Source organism: Streptomyces sp. NPDC088157 (assembly GCF_044741545.1).
GTDB lineage: Bacteria > Actinomycetota > Actinomycetes > Streptomycetales > Streptomycetaceae > Streptomyces.
Genome location: NZ_JBIUSU010000003.1, coordinates 1,002,390 through 1,023,342, shown reverse-complemented (window position 1 = coordinate 1,023,342; position 20,953 = coordinate 1,002,390). Strand labels below are relative to the sequence as shown.

At 71.9% G+C, this 20,953-nt stretch carries 15 protein-coding genes, 2 pseudogenes and 1 riboswitch; of the genes and pseudogenes, 14 read left to right on the top strand and 3 right to left on the bottom strand.

Annotated features, from left to right (window positions below):
• From ACIPFH_RS15850 to ACIPFH_RS15830, 5 genes and pseudogenes are all read left to right on the top strand, one after another.
• A pseudogene (locus ACIPFH_RS15850) lies at positions 1–183 on the top strand (4-hydroxy-3-methylbut-2-en-1-yl diphosphate synthase); the annotation flags it as partial.
• A gap of 29 nt (positions 184–212) precedes the next feature.
• Positions 213–2,135: a 1-deoxy-D-xylulose-5-phosphate synthase gene (dxs, locus tag ACIPFH_RS15845; RefSeq protein ID WP_356261706.1), complete on the top strand. Its 1,923-nt coding sequence runs from the start codon at positions 213–215 to the stop codon at positions 2,133–2,135.
• Positions 2,132–3,517: an aspartate aminotransferase family protein gene (locus ACIPFH_RS15840; protein WP_401826800.1), complete on the top strand. Its 1,386-nt coding sequence runs from the start codon at positions 2,132–2,134 to the stop codon at positions 3,515–3,517. The genes dxs and ACIPFH_RS15840 overlap by 4 nt, the downstream gene beginning before the upstream one ends.
• A gap of 132 nt (positions 3,518–3,649) precedes the next feature.
• Complete coding sequence (locus ACIPFH_RS15835; RefSeq protein ID WP_401826798.1) at positions 3,650–4,282, top strand: helix-turn-helix domain-containing protein; 633 nt, start codon at positions 3,650–3,652, stop codon at positions 4,280–4,282.
• The gene (locus ACIPFH_RS15830) at positions 4,279–4,401 is read left to right on the top strand and encodes a DUF6126 family protein (RefSeq protein ID WP_020129477.1); all 123 of its coding nucleotides are present in this window, start codon (positions 4,279–4,281) and stop codon (positions 4,399–4,401) included. Before ACIPFH_RS15835 ends, ACIPFH_RS15830 begins: the two co-directional genes overlap by 4 nt.
• Positions 4,402–4,464: 63 nt before the next feature.
• On the opposite strand, the gene ACIPFH_RS15825 is transcribed toward ACIPFH_RS15830, so the two are convergent.
• Positions 4,465–5,262 carry a tyrosine-protein phosphatase gene (locus ACIPFH_RS15825; RefSeq protein WP_401826794.1) on the bottom strand — a complete coding sequence of 266 codons (798 nt, stop codon included), beginning with the start codon at positions 5,260–5,262 and terminating at the stop codon, positions 4,465–4,467.
• Positions 5,263–5,483: 221 nt separating this feature from the next.
• On the opposite strand from ACIPFH_RS15825, the gene ACIPFH_RS15820 reads away from it, so the two are divergent.
• The 6 genes from ACIPFH_RS15820 (at position 5,484) to ACIPFH_RS15795 (ending at position 13,895) form a co-directional block, all read left to right on the top strand.
• On the top strand, positions 5,484–7,559 hold the full coding sequence (locus ACIPFH_RS15820) for an alpha-galactosidase (protein ID WP_401826792.1): 2,076 nt from the start codon (positions 5,484–5,486) through the stop codon (positions 7,557–7,559).
• A gap of 269 nt (positions 7,560–7,828) precedes the next feature.
• Positions 7,829–8,023: riboswitch (cyclic di-AMP (ydaO/yuaA leader) on the top strand.
• A 4-nt stretch (positions 8,024–8,027) separates the two neighbouring features.
• The gene (locus ACIPFH_RS15815; RefSeq protein ID WP_401826789.1) at positions 8,028–8,987 is read left to right on the top strand and encodes a peptidoglycan DD-metalloendopeptidase family protein; all 960 of its coding nucleotides are present in this window, start codon (positions 8,028–8,030) and stop codon (positions 8,985–8,987) included.
• A 326-nt stretch (positions 8,988–9,313) separates the two neighbouring features.
• Complete coding sequence (locus ACIPFH_RS15810) at positions 9,314–10,495, top strand: GDSL-type esterase/lipase family protein (RefSeq protein WP_401826787.1); 1,182 nt, start codon at positions 9,314–9,316, stop codon at positions 10,493–10,495.
• Positions 10,387–12,261, top strand: a complete 1,875-nt coding sequence (locus ACIPFH_RS15805) for a hypothetical protein (RefSeq protein WP_401826784.1) — start codon at positions 10,387–10,389, stop codon at positions 12,259–12,261. The genes ACIPFH_RS15810 and ACIPFH_RS15805 overlap by 109 nt, the downstream gene beginning before the upstream one ends.
• 14 nt (positions 12,262–12,275) lie before the next feature.
• A complete protein-coding gene (locus ACIPFH_RS15800; RefSeq protein WP_401826782.1) occupies positions 12,276–12,983 on the top strand; it encodes a DUF6250 domain-containing protein in 708 nt (235 codons plus the stop codon).
• Between the two features lie 126 nt (positions 12,984–13,109).
• Positions 13,110–13,895 carry an SGNH/GDSL hydrolase family protein gene (locus tag ACIPFH_RS15795; protein WP_401826914.1) on the top strand — a complete coding sequence of 262 codons (786 nt, stop codon included), beginning with the start codon at positions 13,110–13,112 and terminating at the stop codon, positions 13,893–13,895.
• Between the two features lie 216 nt (positions 13,896–14,111).
• Here ACIPFH_RS15795 and ACIPFH_RS15790 read toward each other — a convergent pair whose 3' ends face one another.
• Both ACIPFH_RS15790 and ACIPFH_RS15785 read right to left on the bottom strand, forming a co-directional pair.
• Entirely contained in the window at positions 14,112–14,732 is a 621-nt protein-coding gene (locus ACIPFH_RS15790) for a TetR family transcriptional regulator C-terminal domain-containing protein (protein ID WP_359130015.1), read from the bottom strand.
• 58 nt (positions 14,733–14,790) lie between these two features.
• Positions 14,791–15,978, bottom strand: coding sequence for a Glu/Leu/Phe/Val dehydrogenase dimerization domain-containing protein (locus ACIPFH_RS15785; RefSeq protein ID WP_401826780.1), 1,188 nt, complete (start codon positions 15,976–15,978; stop codon positions 14,791–14,793).
• A 179-nt stretch (positions 15,979–16,157) separates the two neighbouring features.
• Between ACIPFH_RS15785 and ACIPFH_RS15780 the strand changes: the two genes are divergently transcribed.
• From ACIPFH_RS15780 to ACIPFH_RS15770, 3 genes and pseudogenes are all read left to right on the top strand, one after another.
• Positions 16,158–17,387 (top strand): MBL fold metallo-hydrolase, encoded by a 1,230-nt coding sequence (locus ACIPFH_RS15780; protein ID WP_401826778.1) that lies wholly within the window; start codon positions 16,158–16,160, stop codon positions 17,385–17,387.
• A gap of 312 nt (positions 17,388–17,699) precedes the next feature.
• Positions 17,700–19,148: pseudogene (locus ACIPFH_RS15775) on the top strand (sensor histidine kinase); the annotation flags it as partial.
• Between the two features lie 1,370 nt (positions 19,149–20,518).
• Complete coding sequence (locus ACIPFH_RS15770; protein ID WP_356263305.1) at positions 20,519–20,953, top strand: roadblock/LC7 domain-containing protein; 435 nt, start codon at positions 20,519–20,521, stop codon at positions 20,951–20,953.

Genomic DNA, 20,953 nt, shown 5'->3' with positions numbered 1-20,953 from the left:
GCCTCCGGCAACGGCAAGGGCCAGATCTTCGTGAAGGGCGAGGTCATCAAGACCGTCCCCGAGTCGAAGATCGTGGAGACCCTCATCGAGGAGGCGATGAAGATCGCCGAGCGGATGGAGCGGGACGGCGCCGCTTCCGGCACCCCCGGCGGTACGGGGAAACCGGCAGTGACGGTGAGTTGAGCAAGGCACGGACCGAGAGGGGGCCCGACGTGACGATCCTGGAGAAGATCCGGCAACCACGCGACCTGAAGGCGCTGTCCGAGGCGGAACTCGGTGAACTGTCCGAAGAGATCAGGGAGTTCCTGGTGCACGCGGTCGCCAGGACCGGCGGACACCTGGGGCCCAACCTGGGCGTGGTCGAACTGACCGTCGCACTCCACCGGGTCTTCGAGTCGCCGGTCGACCGCATCCTGTGGGACACCGGCCACCAGAGCTATGTGCACAAGCTGCTGACCGGGCGTCAGGACTTCTCCAAGCTGCGCGGCAAGGGCGGCCTGTCCGGCTATCCCTCCCGCGAGGAGTCCGAGCACGACGTCATCGAGAACAGCCACGCCTCCACCGCCCTCGGCTGGGCCGACGGCCTCGCCAAAGCCCGCCAGGTGCAGGGCGAGAAGGGCCATGTGGTCGCGGTCATCGGCGACGGCGCGCTCACCGGCGGCATGGCCTGGGAGGCGCTGAACAACATCGCGGCGGCCAAGGACCGGCCGCTGATCATCGTCGTCAACGACAACGAACGCTCGTACGCGCCGACCATCGGCGGACTGGCCAACCACCTGGCGACGCTGCGCACGACCGACGGCTACGAGAAGGTGCTGGCCTGGGGGAAGGACGTACTGCTGCGCACCCCGGTCGTCGGCCACACGGTCTACGAGTCGCTGCACGGAGCGAAGAAGGGCTTCAAGGACGCGTTCGCGCCGCAGGGCATGTTCGAGGACCTCGGCCTGAAGTACGTGGGTCCGATCGACGGGCACGACCTCAAGGCGGTCGAGTCCGCGTTGCGGCGGGCCAAGCGCTTCCACGGGCCGGTGCTGGTGCACTGCCTGACCGAGAAGGGGCGCGGCTATGAGCCCGCCCTCGCGCACGAGGAGGACCACTTCCACACCGTCGGCGCGATGGACCCCCTCACCTGCGAGCCGCTCACGCCCGCCGGCGGGCCCTCCTGGACGTCCGTCTTCGGCGACGAGATCGCTGCGATCGGCGAGGAACGCGACGACGTCGTGGCGATCACCGCGGCGATGCTGCACCCGGTGGGGCTGGGCAAGTTCGCCGCGCGCTTCCCGGACCGCGTGTGGGACGTCGGCATAGCCGAGCAGCACGCCGCCGTGAGCGCGGCCGGCCTGGCGACCGGGGGCCTGCACCCCGTCGTCGCCGTCTACGCCACGTTCCTCAACCGGGCCTTCGACCAGCTGCTGATGGACGTGGCCCTGCACCGCTGCGGCGTCACCTTCGTACTGGACCGGGCCGGCGTCACCGGCGTCGACGGCGCCTCCCACAACGGCATGTGGGACATGTCCGTGCTCCAGGTCGTTCCCGGTCTGCGCATCGCGGCCCCGCGCGACGCCGAGCAGCTGCGTGCGCAGCTGCGGGAGGCGGTCGCGGTGGACGACGCGCCGACGCTGGTCCGCTTCCCGAAGGAGTCGGTGGGTCCTGAGGTGCCCGCCGTCGGCCGGGTGGGCGGCATGGACGTACTGCACCGGAGCGACCGGGCGCAGGTGCTCCTGGTGGCCGTCGGCGTCATGGCGCCGGTCTGTCTCCAGGCCGCCGAGCTGCTGGAGGCGAGGGGCGTGGCCTGCACGGTCGTCGACCCCCGTTGGGTCAAACCCGTCGACCCGGCGCTGCCCGGCCTCGCCGCCGAGCACCGGCTGGTGGCCGTCGTCGAGGACAACAGCCGTGCCGCCGGCGTCGGATCGGCGGTGGCGCTCGCCCTGGGCGACGCCGAAGTCGACGTGCCCGTACGGCGGTTCGGGATCCCCGAGCAGTTCCTCGCGCACGCCAAGCGCGGCGAGCTGCTCGCCGACATCGGCCTCACGCCAGTCGAGGTGGCCGGCCGGATCAGCGCGAGCCTGACCGTCAGGGACGTCAGGTCCGGCGAGGCTCCGGCGGCCGGCGAAGTCAAGGAGAAAGCGGAATGACCACGGAGTTCGACCTCGGCGCCCTCCTGGCCGAGCGCGGAGCCGAGCGCTACGAGCTGCACGGCAGACACCTCAACCACCAGCTCCCGCGCATGCTGCACACCATCGGCTTCGACAAGGTCTACGAGCGCGGTGAGGGCGCCTATTTCTGGGACGCGGACGGGAACGACTACCTGGACATGCTCGCCGGATTCGGGGTGATGGGTCTCGGCCGGCACCACCCCGTCGTCCGCAAGGCGCTGCATGACGTCCTCGACGCCCAGCTCGCCGACCTGACGCGCTTCGACTGCCAGCCACTGCCCGGGCTGCTGGCCGAGAGGCTGCTCGCGCACAGCCCGCACCTGGACCGGGTGTTCTTCGGCAACAGCGGCACCGAGGCGGTGGAGACGGCGCTGAAGTTCGCCCGGTACGTCACCGGCCGGCCGAGGGTCCTGTACTGCGACCACGCCTTCCACGGCCTCACCACGGGCGCGCTGTCCGTGAACGGCGAGTCGGGATTCCGGGACGGGTTCGCGCCCCTGCTGCCCGACACGGCGGTCCCGCTCGGCGATCTCGACGCGCTGGCCGGTGAGCTGAGGAAGGGCGACGTCGCGGCCCTGATCGTCGAGCCGATCCAGGGCAAGGGGGTGCACGAGGCGCCGCCCGGCTATCTGCGCGCCGCCCAGGAGCTGCTGCACCGGCACAAGGCGCTCCTGATCGCGGACGAGGTGCAGACGGGGCTCGGCCGGACCGGCGACTTCTACGCCTACCAGCACGAGGAGGGCGTCGAGCCGGACCTGGTGTGCGTGGCCAAGGCCCTGTCCGGGGGGTATGTGCCGGTCGGCGCCACGCTCGGCAAGGACTGGATCTTCAAGAAGGTCTACTCGTCGATGGACCGGGTGCTCGTGCACTCGGCGAGCTTCGGGTCCAACGCGCAGGCCATGGCGGCCGGGCTCGCGGTGCTGTCCGTGCTGGAGAACGAACAGATCGTGGCCAACGCCCGGGTCACCGGCGACCTGCTCAGGTCCCGGCTGGCGGCGCTGGTCGACAGGTACGAGCTGCTGGCCGACGTCCGCGGCCGGGGTCTGATGATCGGCATCGAGTTCGGAAAGCCCAGGTCGCTGAAGCTGCGCAGCCGGTGGACCATGCTCCAGGCGGCACGCAAGGGGCTTTTCGCGCAGATGGTGGTCGTACCGTTGTTGCAGCGGCACCGGATCCTCACCCAGGTCTCCGGTGATCATCTGGAGGTGATCAAGCTGATCCCGCCGTTGATCATCGGCGAGCGGGAGGTGGACCGGTTCGTCGACGCCTTCACCGAGGTGATGGACGACGCGCACAGCGGCGGTGGGCTGATGTGGGACTTCAGCAAGACACTGGTGAAGCAGGCGGTGGCCCACCGCTGATCAGCTCGGCACTGTGCGGGTGACGGTCCGGGCCTGCCGGATTCCGCCTGTGGGGCGACCTCGGGACCCTGCGGATTTTGCCTCTGGGGCAACAAATTTGCCGCAGAGGCAATTCGGGCGTGAAATGGACGCATGAGCCCGCCCGAGTCCGAGGCCTCGGCCGAACAAGCCGGGGCTCTTCCCACCGTCGCCCCCCAACTGCGCGCCCTGCGCCGCCGGGCCACCCTCACCCTGGAGGCCGCGGCCCGCGCGGCCGGCCTCTCGCCCGCCCATCTCTCCCGTCTGGAGACCGGGCAGCGCCAGCCCTCGCTGCCGATGCTGCTCGCACTCGCCCGCGTCTACGGTACGACCGTCTCGGAACTGCTCGGCGAGACGGTCGCCGAACGGGACGCCGTCGTCCGCGCCGCCGACATGGAGCCGACCCACGCGGGCGGCTGGACGTACTGGCAGGCCGGCGCCCCCGGACGCGGGATGCAGGCGCTCCGCGTCCATGTGCCGTACGGCTCCCAGGGAGACGTCGTGCGCGTGCACCCCGGGGAGGAGTGGCTGCACGTCCTGAGCGGACGGCTGCGGTTGCGCCTCGGGGACACCACGCACCTCCTCGGTCCCGGTGACAGCGCGCACTTCGACTCGCTGACCCCGCACCGCATCGCCGCCCAGGACGACGACGGGGTCGAGCTCCTCTTCGTCCACACCCTGCTGCAGAGCCCCACGGCCACGCTGTGCCTGGGCCCCACCCCTTCGGACATCGGAGAGACGCCATGAAGGACATCGAGGAGAAGTTCCCCCGCACCCTCTGGATCCGGCTGATCATCTACATCGCGGTGGGGCACGTCTTCGCGGCGTTCCTGTGGCTGCTGTTCGAGGTGGGCGCCAACCAGTAGAGCCCGGTGGAGCGTTGCCCCGGCGCCCCCTCGCGGGCCGAGGGAGCCTCGGGGGCGAGATCGTCAGTCGAGCAGCCGGTCCCGCAGCCGCTCACGGGTCTCCGGGGTGAGCCCGAGGCCCTCCTCCAGGTAGGCGTCGACGCCGCCCCAGGTCTGCTCTATGGTCTCGAAGGCCGCCGCCAGGTACTCCGCGCGCGCGTCGAAGAGGGGGCCGAGCAACTCCATGACCTCGGGGGAGTAGGCGGCGGCGGAGGTCGTGCCGCGGCGCACCCGGTAGCGGCGGTGCTTGGCGTTGGACTCCAGGTAGTCGGCGAGAATCGCCTCGCGCTCGACGCCCACGGACAGCAGCGTCACCGCGATGGACAGGCCCGCGCGGTCCTTGCCCGCCGCACAGTGCATCAGGGCCGGGACGCTGTCCTCGGCGAGCGAGTGCAGCACCCGCGCGTGTTCGGCCGTGCGCGTCCTGATGATCGAGCGGTAGGAGGCGATCATCCGGCCGGCCGCCCTGCCCTCGCCGAGGATCCCGCGCAGCTGGTCGATCTCGCCGTCCCGCACCATCTTCCAGAACTCGGCGCCGTCCGCCGGGTCCGACAGAGGCAGGTTCACATTGCGCACGCCCGGCAGCTCGACGTCCGGGCCCTCCAGCTTCTGGTCCGCGGTGTTGCGGAAGTCGAAGATCGTGTGCAGGCCCAGGCCGGAGAGGAAGGCGGCGTCCTCGTCGGTCGCGTGCGCGAGATGGCCGCTGCGGAACAGCACGCCGTGCCGCACCCGCCGGCCGTCGACGGTCGGCAGACCGCCCACATCCCGGAAGTTGCGCACACCGGCCAGCTCCGGCTCGGTCGACGGGACCTGCTGCGTCACGGAAGCTCCCCCTGTCGGGTCTGCGTCGGCGTGGCTCGGTGGGCCGACGGGACAACTCCTCGACCATACGACATGGATTCCTGGGGCAACGAGTTGTCCACAGGCCGGTGCTCCCGACGTCCGTCCAGGTGAAGAGTTGTCCACGGAAAGTTGCCCGGCGGGCCGACCGCATTCGATGATGTTGGTGCTTGATCGCACCTGTTCGAATTAGTGGGGGTTTGATGCCCGAGATCGCCGACAATGGCCGTACCTGGCTCCTTTCGGGGCCGACGAGCAGCTACGCCCTCCACCTCACCGAGGCCGACGAGCTGGTCCACCTGCACTGGGGCCCGGGCATCGCGCTCGCGGACGCCGAGGCGCTCGCCGCCCGCCCCGCGTCGGAGCGGGGGGCGTCGTTCGAGTCCCCGCTCGACGGCCGCGAGGAGTACCCGGTCGAGGGCGGCCCCCGCTTCGTCCGGCCCGCCCTGTCCGTGCGCACCGACGAGCGGCGCGGCACCGAATGGTCCTACGAGGACTTCGAGGCCGACGGCGACGAGCTGCGGCTGCGGTTCCGGGACGCCGGGCTGGCCGTCACCCTGCACTACCGGATGCGGGGCGATGTCGTCGAGCGGTGGACGGCCCTGCGCAACGAGGGAGAGCGGCCGCTGGAGCTGCTGCGCGCCGACTCCGCCACCTGGACCCTGCCCGAGCGCGACGACTGGCGGCTCTCGCAGCTGCACGGCCGCTGGGCCGCGGAGTCCCGGCTCACGCGGTCCCCCCTCACCTACGGCGAGAAGATCATCGGCAGCCGCCGCGGCCATACCGGGCACCAGCACCTGCCGTGGGTCGCCCTGGACACCGACGCGACCGAGGAGCGCGGCGAGGTCTACGGCTGCGCCCTCGGCTGGTCGGGCTCCTGGCGGATCGCGGTGGCCCAACTCCCGGACGCGCGCGTGCAGGTCACCGGGGGCGCCGGATACGACGACTCCGGGCTGCTGCGGCTGGCCGCGGGGGAGTCCTTCACCACGCCCGTCTTCGCCGGTCTGTGGAGCGACGCCGGCTTCGGCGGCGCGAGCCGCACCTGGCACGCCTATCAGCGCGCGCACATCATCCCGGACGCCGAGCAGGACCGGCCGGTGCTGTTCAACTCCTGGGAGGCCACCTACTTCGACATCTCCCAGGAGCAGCAGGGCGCGCTCGCCCGACGGGCGGCCGCGATCGGCGTGGAGCTCTTCGTCGTCGACGACGGCTGGTTCGGGGCGCGCACCGGCGACCATGCCGGGCTCGGAGACTGGCGGCCCAACCCCGACCGCTTCCCGAACGGGCTGAAGCCCCTCGCCGACCAGGTGCACGCCCTCGGTATGCAGTTCGGCATCTGGGTCGAGCCGGAGATGGTCAACCCGGACAGTGAGCTGTACCGGGACCACCCCGACTGGGTGCAGTTCCAATCAGGACGAAAGCGGACGGAGTTCCGCAATCAACTTGTACTGAACCTCGCGCGGGAGGACGTCCAGGAGTATCTCTGGGAGCAGCTTCACGGGCTCCTCTCCAGTGCGCCCGTCGACTATGTGAAGTGGGACTTCAACCGCTGCTTCACCGACGCCGGCTGGCCGGACGACCCCTACCCGCAGCGCCTCTGGGTCGACCATGTGCGCGCCCTGTACGCCCTCCTCGACCGGCTGCGCGAGGCGCACCCAGGGGTCGCCTTCGAGTCCTGCTCGGGCGGTGGCGGCCGCATCGACCTGGGGATCATGAGCCGCACCGACCAGGTGTGGACCTCCGACAACACCGACCCGCTCGACCGGCTCGACATCCAGCACGGCTTCAGTCAGATCCACCCCGCCCGGGTCATGGCGGCCTGGGTCACCGACAGTCCCAACACGCAGCTCAACGGCCGGGTCAGCTCGCTGCGCTTCCGGTTCGTCAGTGCCATGGCCGGGGTGCTCGGCGTCGGCGGGGACCTCTCCGAGTGGAGCGAGGAGGAGCTCGCCGAGGCGCGCCGGTGGGTGGACCTCTACAAGGAGATCCGGCCCGTCGTGCAGCACGGAGACCTCCACCGGCTGCGGCCCCCGGCGGGCGGCCTGAGCGCCGTCCAGTACGTGCGCGGCGACGAGACCGTCGTCCTCGCCTGGCTCCAGGCGCAGCGGTTCGGTGAACCCGTTCCGGCGCTCAGACTGCGGGGGCTCGACCCGACAGCATCGTACGAATGCCGTGAAACGGGCGAAGTTCACCGGGGTGCGGTGCTGCGGCACCACGGGCTCCATGTCGGGCTGCGGGGCGACCTCGATGCGACGGTTATCCGGCTGCGTCGCATCTGAGGCATCTGCCCGAATTGGCTCCTTCGTTCCAACTCGCTCCGGAATAAAGGAACCTGGAGAGCTGTCACGTGAGCAGCGTCATATTCGTGACCGTACGTCGTCCGTCATGTTCACGTAATTCGCACGCTTTTCAAGGGTGATTGGTGGTATTCGGCCCGTCCGATTCACGGAGTGTGATCGGTGATTCTCACAGGGGATCAAGAGAAAGGCGTCAACAGCGCAACCTCTGCTTGTCCCTGTGCGTCCGGGTCGCTTACGTTCCACACCAATCCGGACGGACGCCGAATCCTGCCACCGCCCGGATCCCGCACACTCACCCGTACATGGCAGGAGCGGGGGACCCACAGGTAGAACCGCCTGTTCCGGTCTCCGGAACAGGCTTTGGGGTAAAGCCGCGCCTCGGCGCGGCCGGGCATCTCCAGTCCGCACCCGACAGCTCACCTCGCAGGCGCCGGAGAGGAATTCGCCATGCCCGCGAAGGGTAAGCACCGCCGTCCGAAGACTCAGCGCTTCACTCGCTCCATCGCCGTCGCCGGAACCGGCGGCGCCGCGCTCGCCCTTCCGCTCATAGGCGCCGCCGGCGCCCATGCGGCCCCGGCCCAGTCCGTCGTGCAGTCGGCTTCCCAGTCCGTCCCGGAGAAGGCCGTGCAGTCCGTTCCGGTGGCGCAGAAGACGGCCACCGCCACGAGCGCCAAGAGCTACACGGTGCGGTCCGGCGACTATCTCTCGAAGATCGCCGCCGAGCAGAACGTCAGCGGTGGCTGGCAGAAGCTGTACCAGGACAACCGTCAGGCCGTCGGCAGCGACCCGTCGCTGATCCACCCCGGGCTGAAGCTCTCGATCGGCAAGAAGGCCGCGACCGGCGGCACCGGATCGTCGTCCGGTTCGGCCTCGAAGTCGTCGTCCTCCTCGTCGAAGACGTCCGGAAGCAAGGCCTCTTCGTCCTCTTCCTCCTCGTCGTCCGGTTCGGCCTCGAAGGCGGTCACCCAGGCCGCCGAGAGCGGCACCGGGAACTCCAGCGGCTACGTCCTGCCGGTGGCGGGCGCCACCGTCGGCACCGCGTACCACACGGCCGGCAGCATGTGGTCCAGCGGCTACCACACGGGCACCGACTTCGTCGTCCCGACCGGCACGTCCCTCAAGGCCGTGGGCGCGGGCACCGTCGTCTCCGCGGGCTGGGGCGGCGCGTACGGCAACCAGGTCGTCATCAGGCTCGCCGACGGCTACTACGCCCAGTACGCCCACCTGTCCCAGCTCTCCGTCTCGGCGGGCCAGAGCGTGGCCGCGGGTCAGCAGCTCGGCCTCTCCGGTGCGACCGGCAACGTGACCGGCCCTCACCTGCACTTCGAGATCCGCACCACGCCGGACTACGGCTCCGACGTGGACCCGATCGCCTACCTGCGTTCGCACGGAGTCTCCGTCGGCTGACCGACCCCCCCTCGGACGACTCCCCGCCTGACACGCGGCCGAAGGCCGGACCCCGATCCCCGGGTCCGGCCTTCGGCATGTCTCATGTCCGGGCGGGCGGGCGGACGGGTGGCCGGGTGGACGGGTGGATGGGTGGGCGGGGGGATGGCGCCGGCCGGTTGCCGGCCGGTGGAAGGCTGAAGGTCGAAGTTCGGCTTTGCTCGTTCATGATCGTTTTATTGCGTTCTTGTGGCAGCCCCTTCTGTCCCATCGACACACGGGGCAGAGTCGGGACACAGTGATCTCCGTCAGCGAGCAAGCGCTTTCTATCGCTCTTCGGAGGTCCCGTGTCCGGCGTCGACCGACGCACCGTCATCAGTCGTCCGGCCCGGCGGGCGCTGAGCGCGGTGGTGTTCCTGGGGCTCGTCGCCGGTGCCACCGCGCCCGCCGCCGCGTCCGCCGGCGCGGGCACCGTGCGCCCCGACGACCGGCGCATCGCCTACGAGGGGCACTGGAGCCGTACGGCCGAGGCCGCCGTCACCGTCAACTCCGGTTCCCGGCTGTGGTTCCGGTTCGCGGGGAGCGCCGTCCACGCCCTGTTCGACGTCTCCTCGGTCACCGTGCCCGCGCAGATCTACGTGTCCGTCGACGGCGGCCCGAAGCAGTCGTACGCCGTCGACCGCGCCGACCTCGCGATCACGGCGTCCGGGCGGGGACCGCACACGGCCGAGCTGTCCGTGAAGGACGTCTCCTCACGGGTGAACCGGTGGACCCCGCCGCTGGAGACGGGTGTCACGCTCACCGGGATCCGGGGTCGCTTGCTGAGCCAACGCGCCTCGAAGAAGCAGGAGTTGGTGTTCTACGGCGACTCCGTCACCCAGGGCGTCCTGGCCCTGTGCGAGGTCAACACCTCCGACTGCGCCGACGGTACGGCCGCCTACCCCACCCTCGTCGCCGACGCCCTGCACGCCTCGCTCACCCAGGTCGGTTTCGGCCGTCAGGGGGTGATCCGGACCGGCAACGGGGGAGTGCCGGCCGCCGGTGACGCGTACGGCTGGAACCACGCGGGCGCACCGGCGCGTTCCGACCGCACCGCCGACGTGATCGTCGTCAACCAGGGCACCAACGACACGGCCTACGGCTCGGCCGAGTTCCGCACCGCCTACCGGGCCTACCTCGAACGCCTGCGGTCGGCCGCACCGCATGCCCGCGTCCTCGCGCTGCGCCCCCTCGACGGGTCGCACTCCGCCGACATAGCCGCCGTCGTCGGAGAACTCGGCGATCAGCACACGGAGTTCGTCGACACGACCGGCTGGCTCTCGGCGGCGGACGGGGACTTCCAGGACAGCGTCCACCCGAGCGCCCAGGGTCACCGCAAGGTGGCCGACCGACTCATCAGCCTTCTGAGCAAGGAGCATCAGTGCACACCAACCGCCGCCGAAGAACCGTCGCCGTCGTCGCCGCCGCCCTGCTCGCCGGCCTCTGCTCCGCGCCCGCCGGCCACGCCACCGACACCCCGCGCCGCATAGTCGAGAACCTGGACCGAGGCCTGGTCGCCGTACCCTCGGGCGAAGGCACCTTCCTCAGCTGGCGCCTGCTGGGCACCGAGTACGCCCTCCCCCACACCACGATCGCCTTCAACGTGTACAAGAACGGCCGCCGGCTGAACCGCGAGCCGGTCCGCAAGTCCACGACCTACCAGGACAACTCCCGGGGCACGGGCACGTACACCGTGCGCTCGGTCATCAACGGGCATGAGCTGAAGGCGAGTTCGCCCGCCCTGTACTTCGCCGACGGTTACGCCGAGATCCCCCTCGCCGCCGCCGACGGCTACACCGTCCAGCACGCCTGGCCGGGTGACCTCGACGGCGACGGACGCTACGAGCTCGTCGTCAGCAGACTGTCCGGGACCCGCGACAGGCCCGACCTGCTGGAGGCGTACTCGCTCACCGGCGAGCGGCTGTGGCGGGTCGACCTCGGCCCCGGCTCCTACACCCAGGTCGGGGGGAACGGCGCCAACGACCCGGCGCCCGCCGCGATCAGCGGTTCCACGGCGATCGGCGGCTACCGCAACGACGACAACGTCACCGTCTACGACCTCGACGGCGACGGCAGGGCCGAGGTGCTGGCGCACACCGCCGCCGGGACCACCTTCGCCGACGGCTCCCGGGTCACCGCGGCCTCGCCCGCGAACCAGTTCGTGTCGGTGATCGACGGAGCGACCGGAGCCGAGCGGACCCGGCAGCCCGTACCCGACGACTTCGTGGCCGACGGCCCCTCCGGCGGTCACTTCGGCATCGCCTACCTCGACGGCGAACACCCCAGCCTCGTCACCAAGCTGGTCACCCGGGCCGGAGCCAAGCGCGGCTCGTTCCGGGTCCTGTTCCAGACCTGGGACTTCAACGGCACCGATCTCACCCGCCGTTGGAAGTACGTGGTGAACCCGGCGACCGGCGCGACCAGCTTCCACCAGATCCGCACCGTCGACGTCGACGGGGACGGCAGGGACGAGATCGCCGACGGCAACTACGTCGTGAACAGCGACGGCACGCTGCGCTACGTCGTCGACGGCGCCATCCACGGCGACCGCTTCGACATCGCCGACCTCGACCCCGACCGGCCCGGTCTGGAGGGCTTCGCCATCCAGCAGTCCGAGCTGGGCGTCGTCTCCGCGTTCCCCTGGTACTACTACGACGCCGACACCGGCGAGCGGCTGGTGACCGGCTCGCATCCGACCGGCCCCGTGAGCGACGCGGACCTCGACACCGGCCGCGGGAACGCGGCGGACATCGACCCGAATCACCGCGGCTACGAGTACTGGACGTCCACCGCCGACGTCACCCGGCCCGGCGCGGGCGTCTTCAGCGTCCAGGACGGCAAGGTCTCCACCACCACCCCCAGCGTCAACTTCCGTATCTGGTGGGACGGTGACAAGGCGTCGGAACTGCTGGACTTCACCCGGGTCGAGAAGTGGGACCCGGCGACCGAGACCAGCACGACGGTCTTCGACCCGGCCGGCGTCGTGTCCGGAGCCCGCAACGCCACCCCCTTCTACGGCGACCTCCTCGGTGACTGGCGCGAGGAGATCCTCGCCGAGACCGCCGACCACACCGCCCTGCGCCTCTACACCACCACCGTGCCGACCGGCACCCGCGTCTACACCCTCGCCCAGAACCCCGCGTACCGCCTGGGCTGGACCGTACGCGGCTACCTCCAGTCCACGTACACCGACTACTACCTCGGCACCGAGACGCGCCGTGTCCCCAAGCCGTCCCTCACCACCCCCGCGCACTGAAGGAGCCGACCGACATGACGACCACCCGCAGGGCATTCGGAGCCCTCGCCGCCGGCGCCGCCCTGACCGCCCTGGCCCCCGCGACCACCGCGAGCGCCCGGCCCCGCCACCGGCGCCCGCTCGCCCACGACGACTTCCGCCACGGCCTGCGCCAGTGGGCCGTCGAACTGGAGAAGGGCGGAACGGTCACCGCCTCCCGCGGAACCCTGGAGGTCGACGTGCCCGCCGGGGCGACGATCTGGTTCAAGCGGCCGCTGCACGGACCGTACGTCCTCGAGTACGTCGCCACGCCCGTCTCCGCGGGCGGGGTGAACGACCGCGTCTCCGACCTCAACAACTTCTGGAACGCGGTCGACGTCCGCTCCCCGGAGAACCTCTTCGCCACCCCGCGCGGCGGCGCCCTCGCCGAGTACGACTACCTCAAGACGTACTACGTCGGCTACGGCGCCAACACCAACACCACGACCCGGCTGCGCCGCTACGTCGGCGAGGCGGGGGTGCGCCCCCTCATCTACGACTACACCGAGCCGCTGCTGGTCGCCAACCAGCCGAACCACGTCCGTATCGTCTCGGACGGTTCCACCGTCCGCTGGTGGAACAACGGCAGGCTCGTCTTCGACCACACCGATCCGGAGCCCTACACGGGCGGGCACTTCGCCTTCCGCACCACCTGGAGTCATTTCCGGATCAACGACTTCCGGGCGTGGTCCCTTATTCCCTGATTGGCAAATTCTTTAAGGGTGTCTTATCTCACCGCCCGTCAACCCCTTCCTACGATCGCGTAGGTCACATTCGAAGGTGAATGATGAACTGCTGTGGCAGACGATTCGAAGAGTGACATCAGATCAGTGATCGGGTCGTACGTGGCGGTGGGGGACAGCTTCACCGAGGGCGTCGGCGACCCCGGCCCCGATGGGGCGTTGGTCGGCTGGGCGGACCGGTTCGCGGTACTCCTCGCGGACCGGCAGCCCGAGGGCGACTTCAACTACACCAACCTCGCGGTCCGCGGAAAGCTCCTCGACCAGATCATGGATGACCAGCTCGCCAGGGCGGTCGAACTCGCCCCGGACCTGGTCTCCTTCTGTGCGGGCGGCAACGACATCCTCCGTCCCGGAACCGACCCGGACGAGGTCGCCGAGCGTTTCGAGCGCGCGATCTCGGCCCTGACCGCCGTAGCCGGCACCGTCATGGTGACGACCGGCTTCGACACCCGTGGCATCCCCGTGCTCAAGCACCTGCGCGGCAAGATCGCCACCTACAACGGACACGTGCGCGCCGTCGCCGACCGGTACGGCTGCCCGGTGCTCGACCTGTGGTCCCTGAAGTCCGTGCAGGACCGCAGGGCCTGGGACGGCGACCGGCTGCACCTCTCCCCGGAGGGGCACACGCGCGTGGCACTGCGCGCCGGACAGGTCCTCGGCCTCGAGGTACCGGCCGACCCGGAGCAGCCCTGGCCGCCGCTCCCGCCGCGCGGCACGCTGGACGTGCGGCGCGACGACGTCCACTGGGCGCGCGAGTACCTGGTGCCGTGGATCGGACGCCGGCTGCGCGGGGAGTCCTCCGGCGACCACGTGACCGCCAAGGGCACGCTGTCGCCGGACGACATCAGGATGCGGATCGCGGCCGTGGCCTGAGCCGCCGACCGTGTGCACCGGTGGCCGGCCGCGGACGGGGTGCGGCCGGCCGCTCCACCAGTGAGGTGATCGCATGGGGCGCCCGGGCGGGGCCGGACGCGGAGGCCGGGACGACCGCACCCGCGCCTGGCTCCGCCTCGGCACCTCCGAGGACCGTTCCCCGCATGCCGTTCAAGCCCCCTGGGCCTGCTCCGGGTTCGCGCGGCGGCCGGTCTCTCAGCGCTTCTGGGCGCTCAACGTCTCGGGGCTCAGCCCGAGTTCCCGGGCCAGCGCCTCGTCGACCCACTCCTGGGCCCGGGTCCGGGACACCGTGCCCGCGTAGGACGTCAGCTGCACGGCGAGTCCGTCGAGCAGGGCCGTCAGGCGCAGGGCCGCGCCGGCCGGGTCGGGGCAGGAGAACTCGCCCCCGGCCACGCCCTCCGCGATGACCTCGGTGAGCGCGGCCTTCCACTCCTTGTCGAGATCGCGCGCGACCTCCCGCAGCGCGGGCTCGCGCAGGGACACCGCCCAGCCCTCGATCCACAGCCGCCAGCCCTTGGCCTGGCCGGTGGGCGCGTACCAGCGCACCGCCGACCGCAGCCGGCGCAGTGCCGTGGTACGGCGGCCGGTCACCTTGCGCAGTCGTGCCAGGTCGCCCTCGGCCGCGTAGGCGAACGCGTCGGCGACGAGCTTCTCCTTCGTCGAGAAGTGGTAGAGCACCAGCGCGTTGCTCACACCGAGGGCCGCGGCCACGTCGGCGATCCTGACCGCCGCCACGCCCCGCGCCTCGATCTGCTCGATGGCCGCCCGCAGCAGTTCCTCGCGCCGCTCGGCCACACTCAACCGGACCCTCGCCACGCCGTCACCCTAATCCGTCGGCGTGAGGGCCGCCGGACCGGCCCATGGGCGCGGACGCTCATTGAACGGGCCGGTGGCGGCCGAAGCGTTCCGCGATCACCGGCAGCCGTCCCGCGGCGATGGTGTGCGCGGCGGCCCGCGGTGTCGTCCCGTCCGCCTCGGCGCGGGCCAGTACCAGTTCCACCAGAGCGCGCATCGAGCGGCGCGTGTACGCGAAGGCCTCCTCCGGGTCCGCGCCGATGTCGCCGAACAGGGTCCACCACCACCAGGCGTTGGTCCCGGAGTTGACGACGACGTCCGGCAGCACGCTCACCCCGCGCGCGTGCAGCAGTTCCTCCGCCTCCGGCAGGACGGGCATGTTGGCCGCCTCGGCGATCCACCGGGCGCCGATCTTCGCCTGCTCCTCGACCCCGACGGCGTACGACACGGCGGCAGGCACCAGCACCTCCGCCTCCGCCGACAGCCAGGCGTCGCCCGGCAACTCGAGGTCCCCGGGGCGCAGTACCGCGCGGTCCACGGTGCCGTGGGCGTCGCGCGCGGCCAGCAGCGCCTCCACGTCGAGCCCGGCCGGGCAGGCGATCGTGCCCTTGACGTCGGCGACGGCCACGACCGTCAGCCCCGCGCGCGTGAGGAACCGCGCGGTGGCCCCGCCCATGGTGCCGAACCCCTGGAGGGCGACCCGCGTCCCGGTGTACGCCACCCCGGCCCGGTCCAGGGCGGTCAGCACGGACTCGGCGACCCCGCAGCCGCCGACCAGCTCGTCCAGACCGATGCCGTCCACCTCGACGGCGAAGGCGGCCGCGAGCCGCTCGCGGGCGGCGGACTCGTCCTCCAGGAGCGGGTAGACCGCCTGCACGGACGACACCAGCCCGACTTCGGCGGCCGCCCGGTCCACCAGGTCCTGGGACAGTCCCAGGTCCTCGCCGGTGGTCCAGCAGCTCTCCACGTACGGCCGTACGGCCCGCAGGTACCGCACCAGCACGCCGTACGCCTCCGGGTCCCGCGGATCGCAGTCGATGCCCCCCTTGGCTCCGCCCAGCGGGACGTAGCGGGCCTCGGGGTCGTAGTGCAGCGCCTCCTTGAGGCTCATGCCGCGGGCGAGCCCGGTCACCTCCTCCAGGGTGCAGCCCGCCCGCATCCGCAGTCCGCCGCTGCACACGCCGCGCACGAGCCCGTCGACGACCAGATGGCCCTGGCGCCCGGTGACGTGATCGGTCCAGGTGAGCGACAGGTGGGGGGCGGTCATACGGACTCCTCGACCGGCGGGCCGGTACGGCTGAAGCGGCTGGTACTGAACAGTGGGTCAGTATCGGAACGCGGGGACGCCGTGTCAAAGCACGCCGCGGTGGAATGACCGGGGTGACCTCGGCGTTGTCGGAGCGGGCGGCCATAATGGAACGCCTCAGCGACTCCCCTGGAGGTACCGTGTCCGGTTTCCGTTCCCTGAGCTCCGGGCTCCGCGCTCTACAGCCCGCGGCCTTCGGCGCGGATCCGAGCGGTGAGCGCCTGGCGCGCATCCGCAGATCGCCCCACTTCAAGGACGGGGTCTTCCAGAACCCCGGCGGCCTGGCGAGCACCCGGCCCTCGGGCTCGATGCTCGAGTTCGCCAAGGTCTTCTTCGACAAGGACCAGCGTCCCCGCCGCGCTCCCGCGGGCACGGTACCGGTGCACCCGACCACCCTCGCCGACCTCGCCGAGCCGCCGGCCACGGGGCTGCGGCTGACCTGGATGGGGCACTCCAGCGTTCTCGCGGAGATCGACGGGCAGCGCGTCCTGTTCGACCCCGTCTGGGGCGAGCGCTGCTCCCCGTTCCCCTTCGCGGGACCCAAGCGGCTGCACCCGGTCCCGCTGCCGCTGGCCACGCTGGGCCCGGTCGACGTGGTCGTGATCTCCCACGACCACTACGACCACCTGGACCTGCCCACGATCAGGGCGCTGGCGGACACGGACACCCTGTTCGCCGTGCCGCTCGGCGTCGGCGCCCACCTCGAGCACTGGGGCGTGTCCGCCGACCGGGTGCGCGAATTGGACTGGCACGAGGCGACGAAGGTCGGCGGACTCACCCTGACCGCGACCCCGGCCCGCCACTTCTGCGGCCGCGGCCTGCGCAACACCCAGCACACCCTGTGGGCCTCGTGGGTGGTCGCGGGCGAGGAGCACCGGATCTACCACAGCGGCGACACCGGCTACTTCGACGGTTTCAAGGACATCGGCGCCGCGCACGGCCCGTTCGACGCGACCATGATCCAGATCGGGGCCTACTCGGACTTCTGGCCCGACATCCACATGACCCCGGAGGAGGGCATGCGCGCCCACCTGGATCTCCAGGGCGGCCCGGGCGGAGTGATGCTGCCCATCCACTGGGCCACCTTCAACCTCGCCACGCACGCGTGGACCGACCCCGGGGAGGGCACGCTGGCCGCCGCGCGGGCGGCCGGGGCACGCGCCGCCCTGCCCCGTCCCGGCGAGCCCTTCGAGCCCACCGCCGAGACCTTCCCGGGGGAGCCGTGGTGGCGCGAGGTCGCACTCGCCCCGGCCGCCGGCTGGAGGCCCCTGATCGAGACGGTAACCAAGGCCAAAGCCGATACCGAGGGTGACGGTGCGAAGGGTGTCGTCGAGGGCGGAGAAGCGCCGGAGGCGATCCCGGCGGGCTGACCGGGGGGCGGAAATGTTCGACCGTGCGGGTCGGGGAGCGAAGAACTCCCCGACCCGCACGGTCGTTTCCGGAGCGCCTCTGAACAGGTCTGATCGAGAACTTTCTGTGTTGCCTCCTGGACGGTGTGGGTATATCGGTCTGCCGTGCGAAGCGTCATACCAGAGCGGGACGCACGCCGGGGGACTTTGTCAACTGCCCACCGCACCTGATGCGTTGCCGACTACTGTGAGTGGCCGTCGGGCGACACCGGGCCGAATTCTTCGGCTCTCCCGACCGACAGCCAAACTCGACGGACCAGTACGAGGACACCGATGTCTCACCTCCGCGCACCCGCCGCACGCGCAGACCGCCGTGAGGGCGGGCGGCACGGGCGGCCGGTAGCCCGCCCCGCACCGGCGTCGGCCGAGACACACATACGGCCCCAGTTGCTGAGGCTCGCCGTGCTCCCACCGACGGCGGTCGCCCTCAGCGCCTGCGCGGTCGTCCTGTTCACCGTGCGCTCCACCGGCGTCCGGCCCGGCGCGACCCTGTGGGCGGTCCTCGCCGGCGCCGTCGCGGTGACCGGCCTCGGCATCGTGATCGCCGCCGTGGCCGCGGACCGCGCCGCCCGCTCCGTCGGCGACCGCGTGGCGGCGCTGCGCCGCGGCAGCGCACGCGGCGAGGCCGAGCTGCGCACCGTCATCGAGGCGCTGCGCCGTGGCGAGGTCCCGCCCCAGCGCACGCCGCGCGGCGGCCCGCCCGGCGACGCCGACGACTTCGAGCTGCTCGCCGCCGACCTGGCGCGGGCCCACGACGGGGCCGTCACCGCCGTCGTGCAGGCCGCTCAGCTCTCCAGCCAGGCGGGCAGCGAACAGAAACTGGAGGTCTTCGTCAACCTCGCGCGGCGCCTTCAGTCCCTGGTGCACCGCGAGATCTCCATCCTCGACGAGCTCGAGAACGCGATCGAGGACCCCGACCTGCTCAAGGGCCTCTTCCACGTCGACCACCTCGCCACCCGCATCCGCCGCCACGCCGAGAACCTCGCCGTCCTCGGCGGGGCCGTCTCCCGGCGGCAGTGGAGCAACCCGGTCTCCATGACCGAGGTGCTGCGCTCCGCGATCGCCGAGGTGGAGCAGTACTCGCGGGTCAAACTCGTCCCGCCCATCGACGGCGAACTGCGCGGGCACGCGGTCGCCGACGTCATCCATCTGCTCGCCGAACTCGTCGAGAACGCCACGGTGTTCTCCGCCCCGCACACCCAGGTGCTGCTGCGCGCCAACCTCGTCACCTCCGGGCTCGCCGTCGAGGTCGAGGACCGTGGTCTCGGTATGCCCGTCGAGGAGCAGAGCAGGATGAACGCCCTGCTCGCCGACCCCGACCAGGTCAACGTCGGCCGTCTCCTCGCCGACGGCCGCATCGGGCTGTTCGTCGTCTCCCAGCTCGCCCGACGGCACGGCATCCGGGTCCGCCTCCAGGGCAACATCTACGGCGGTGTCCAGGCCGTCCTCGTCGTGCCGCAGGCGCTGCTGGGCTCCGCGCCGGGCATCCTCGGAGCGGAGCCGCGGGGACCGGAGACGAACGGCGCCGGCCTGCCCCTCGTGCCCGCCACGCCTCCCGCCCCCGCCCAACCGGGACGGCCACCCCTGCCACTCGCCGCGCAACCCGGGGCGGGCCCGGCGCCCGGTCCCGCACAGCCGCCCGACCCGCTGAGGACCGCAGACGCGGGCCGGACACCGGGCTCCACGCACCCGCTGGACGCGGCGCGTACGGGCCGTCCTCCGGCTCCGTCCCCGGCGCGGGACACCGACGGCGCGGGTCGGTCGTTCGGCGGGGTGCGGGACACCGACGGCGCGGGTCGGTCGTTCGATCCGCTACGGATGCGGGGCACCGCGCGCCCCGGTCCCTCGACCGGCTCGCCCGAAGCGCGGGACGTCTCCGGCGCGGGTCGGACATCGTTCCAGTCCCAGTCCCCGTCCCCGTCCCCGTCTTCGGCGCAGGGCATGCCCGGCTCGGGCATGCCCCGGGTCCTCCCGCATCCGCAGGGCGACCCGGGAAGCTCGGACGCCTTCCGCCCGGCCGCGCCCCCGCACCCCGGCTCCGACCGCGTCGCGGGGCCCACGGCGCCGACGGGGCCCGTCGAGCGGACAGCGCTGCGGCCGGGCGCACCGGCGCCCCTGGACCTCGGGTCGGCTGCCGCCGGGGGACCGGCGGGACCCGTCGAGCCGATGGCGCGGCGGACGACCGCCCCCGCATCCCCGCACCCCGGGTCCGCTCCCGCCGCGGGGTCGGCGGAACGCGTCGAGCCGGCCTCGCCGCGGCCGGGCGTACCGGTACCTCCGCACCTCGGGTCCGAGGCGGTTGCCGGGACGGCGGGGTCCGTCGGGGCGGCCGTGCCGCGGGTGGGTGCGCCGGAGCCGCTGCCCGTTCGCGGGGCCCGCGCGGAACGGCCCAATCCGGCCGAGGCCGTGCCTGGCATCCGGCGTGGCGACCGGTCCGTCGTCGACGGGAACGCGGGCATCGCACCCACCCCACGCGTCGGCACGGTGCGCGGCACCATGGGCAAGCCCCAACTGCCCCGCCGCCGCGCCCAGGAGCACATCGTGCCCCAGTTGCGCGGCGGCCCGGCCCCGCGCCAGGACACCGAGCAGCCCGTCGGCCACGACCCCGGTCTGATGGCGGCCTTCCAGCGGGGCATCGGCCTGGCCGAGGCCCAGCAGAGCCTGGAGGCGGACGGCCTGGACCAGGCCCCGTCGCAGCCGTCGGCCGCCCCCCTCGACGCCCGGCTCGGCCCGGCCGCCCTCCCGGCGTCGGACCAGGACCAGGACCAGGGACCGGACGGGCACGGTGCCGTCGTCGGCGACATCTCCGGCGAGGGGCCGGAAGGGGTCCGTCCACTGCCGCCGAGGCCGCTCTCCACCGACGTACGACCGTCGCATCCGTCCCGCATACCGCAGGCGCGCCCCGCGCACAACGCCACGCCGCCCGAGGCGTACGGCGCGCGCGAGGCGCTGGACCCGCCCGGCCCCGACCGATCCACCGCCCGGCACGACGGGAGCGCACCAGCCGGATGAGCACTGGCACCCCCACCCCCACCCCCACCCCCACCCCCGGCGCTCCCGCAGACCTTCGTACCCCAAGGAGTCGATCCACCATGGCGAGCGATGCGCCGACCGTCCATGTATCCGATCTCGACTGGCTGATGAGCGGCCTCGTGCAGCGCGTACCGCACACCATGAGCGCGGTGCTGCTCTCCAGCGACGGCCTCGTGAAGTCGGTCCACGGCCTCGACCCCGACAGCGCCGACCACATGGCCGCCCTCGCCTCCGGGCTGTACTCCCTGGGGCGCAGCGCCGGCGTCCGGTTCGGCGACGGCGGGGACGTGCGGCAGGTCGTCGTCGAACTCGACTCGACGCTGCTGTTCGTCACCACCGCAGGCTCGGGCGCGTGCCTCGCGGTGCTCGCCGGGCGTGAGGCCGACGCGGCCGTGCTCGGTTACGAGATGGCGATGCTCGTCAAGAGCGTCCGGCCGTATCTCATGACCGCGCCCCGGCAGCACGCCGTCGAACCGTCGGTGATGGGGCCTTGA

Bases quoted from the DNA above. Each gene is read 5' to 3' on its own strand.
- ACIPFH_RS15840 (WP_401826800.1), top strand. From the start codon at position 2,132: ATGACCACGGAGTTCGACCTCGGCGCCCTCCTGGCCGAGCGCGGAGCC.
- ACIPFH_RS15835 (WP_401826798.1), top strand. From the start codon at position 3,650: ATGAGCCCGCCCGAGTCCGAGGCCTCGGCCGAACAAGCCGGGGCTCTT.
- ACIPFH_RS15830 (WP_020129477.1), top strand. From the start codon at position 4,279: ATGAAGGACATCGAGGAGAAGTTCCCCCGCACCCTCTGGATCCGGCTG.
- ACIPFH_RS15820 (WP_401826792.1), top strand. From the start codon at position 5,484: ATGCCCGAGATCGCCGACAATGGCCGTACCTGGCTCCTTTCGGGGCCG.
- ACIPFH_RS15815 (WP_401826789.1), top strand. From the start codon at position 8,028: ATGCCCGCGAAGGGTAAGCACCGCCGTCCGAAGACTCAGCGCTTCACT.
- ACIPFH_RS15800 (WP_401826782.1), top strand. From the start codon at position 12,276: ATGACGACCACCCGCAGGGCATTCGGAGCCCTCGCCGCCGGCGCCGCC.
- ACIPFH_RS15785 (WP_401826780.1), bottom strand. From the start codon at position 15,978: ATGACCGCCCCCCACCTGTCGCTCACCTGGACCGATCACGTCACCGGG.
- ACIPFH_RS15770 (WP_356263305.1), top strand. From the start codon at position 20,519: ATGGCGAGCGATGCGCCGACCGTCCATGTATCCGATCTCGACTGGCTG.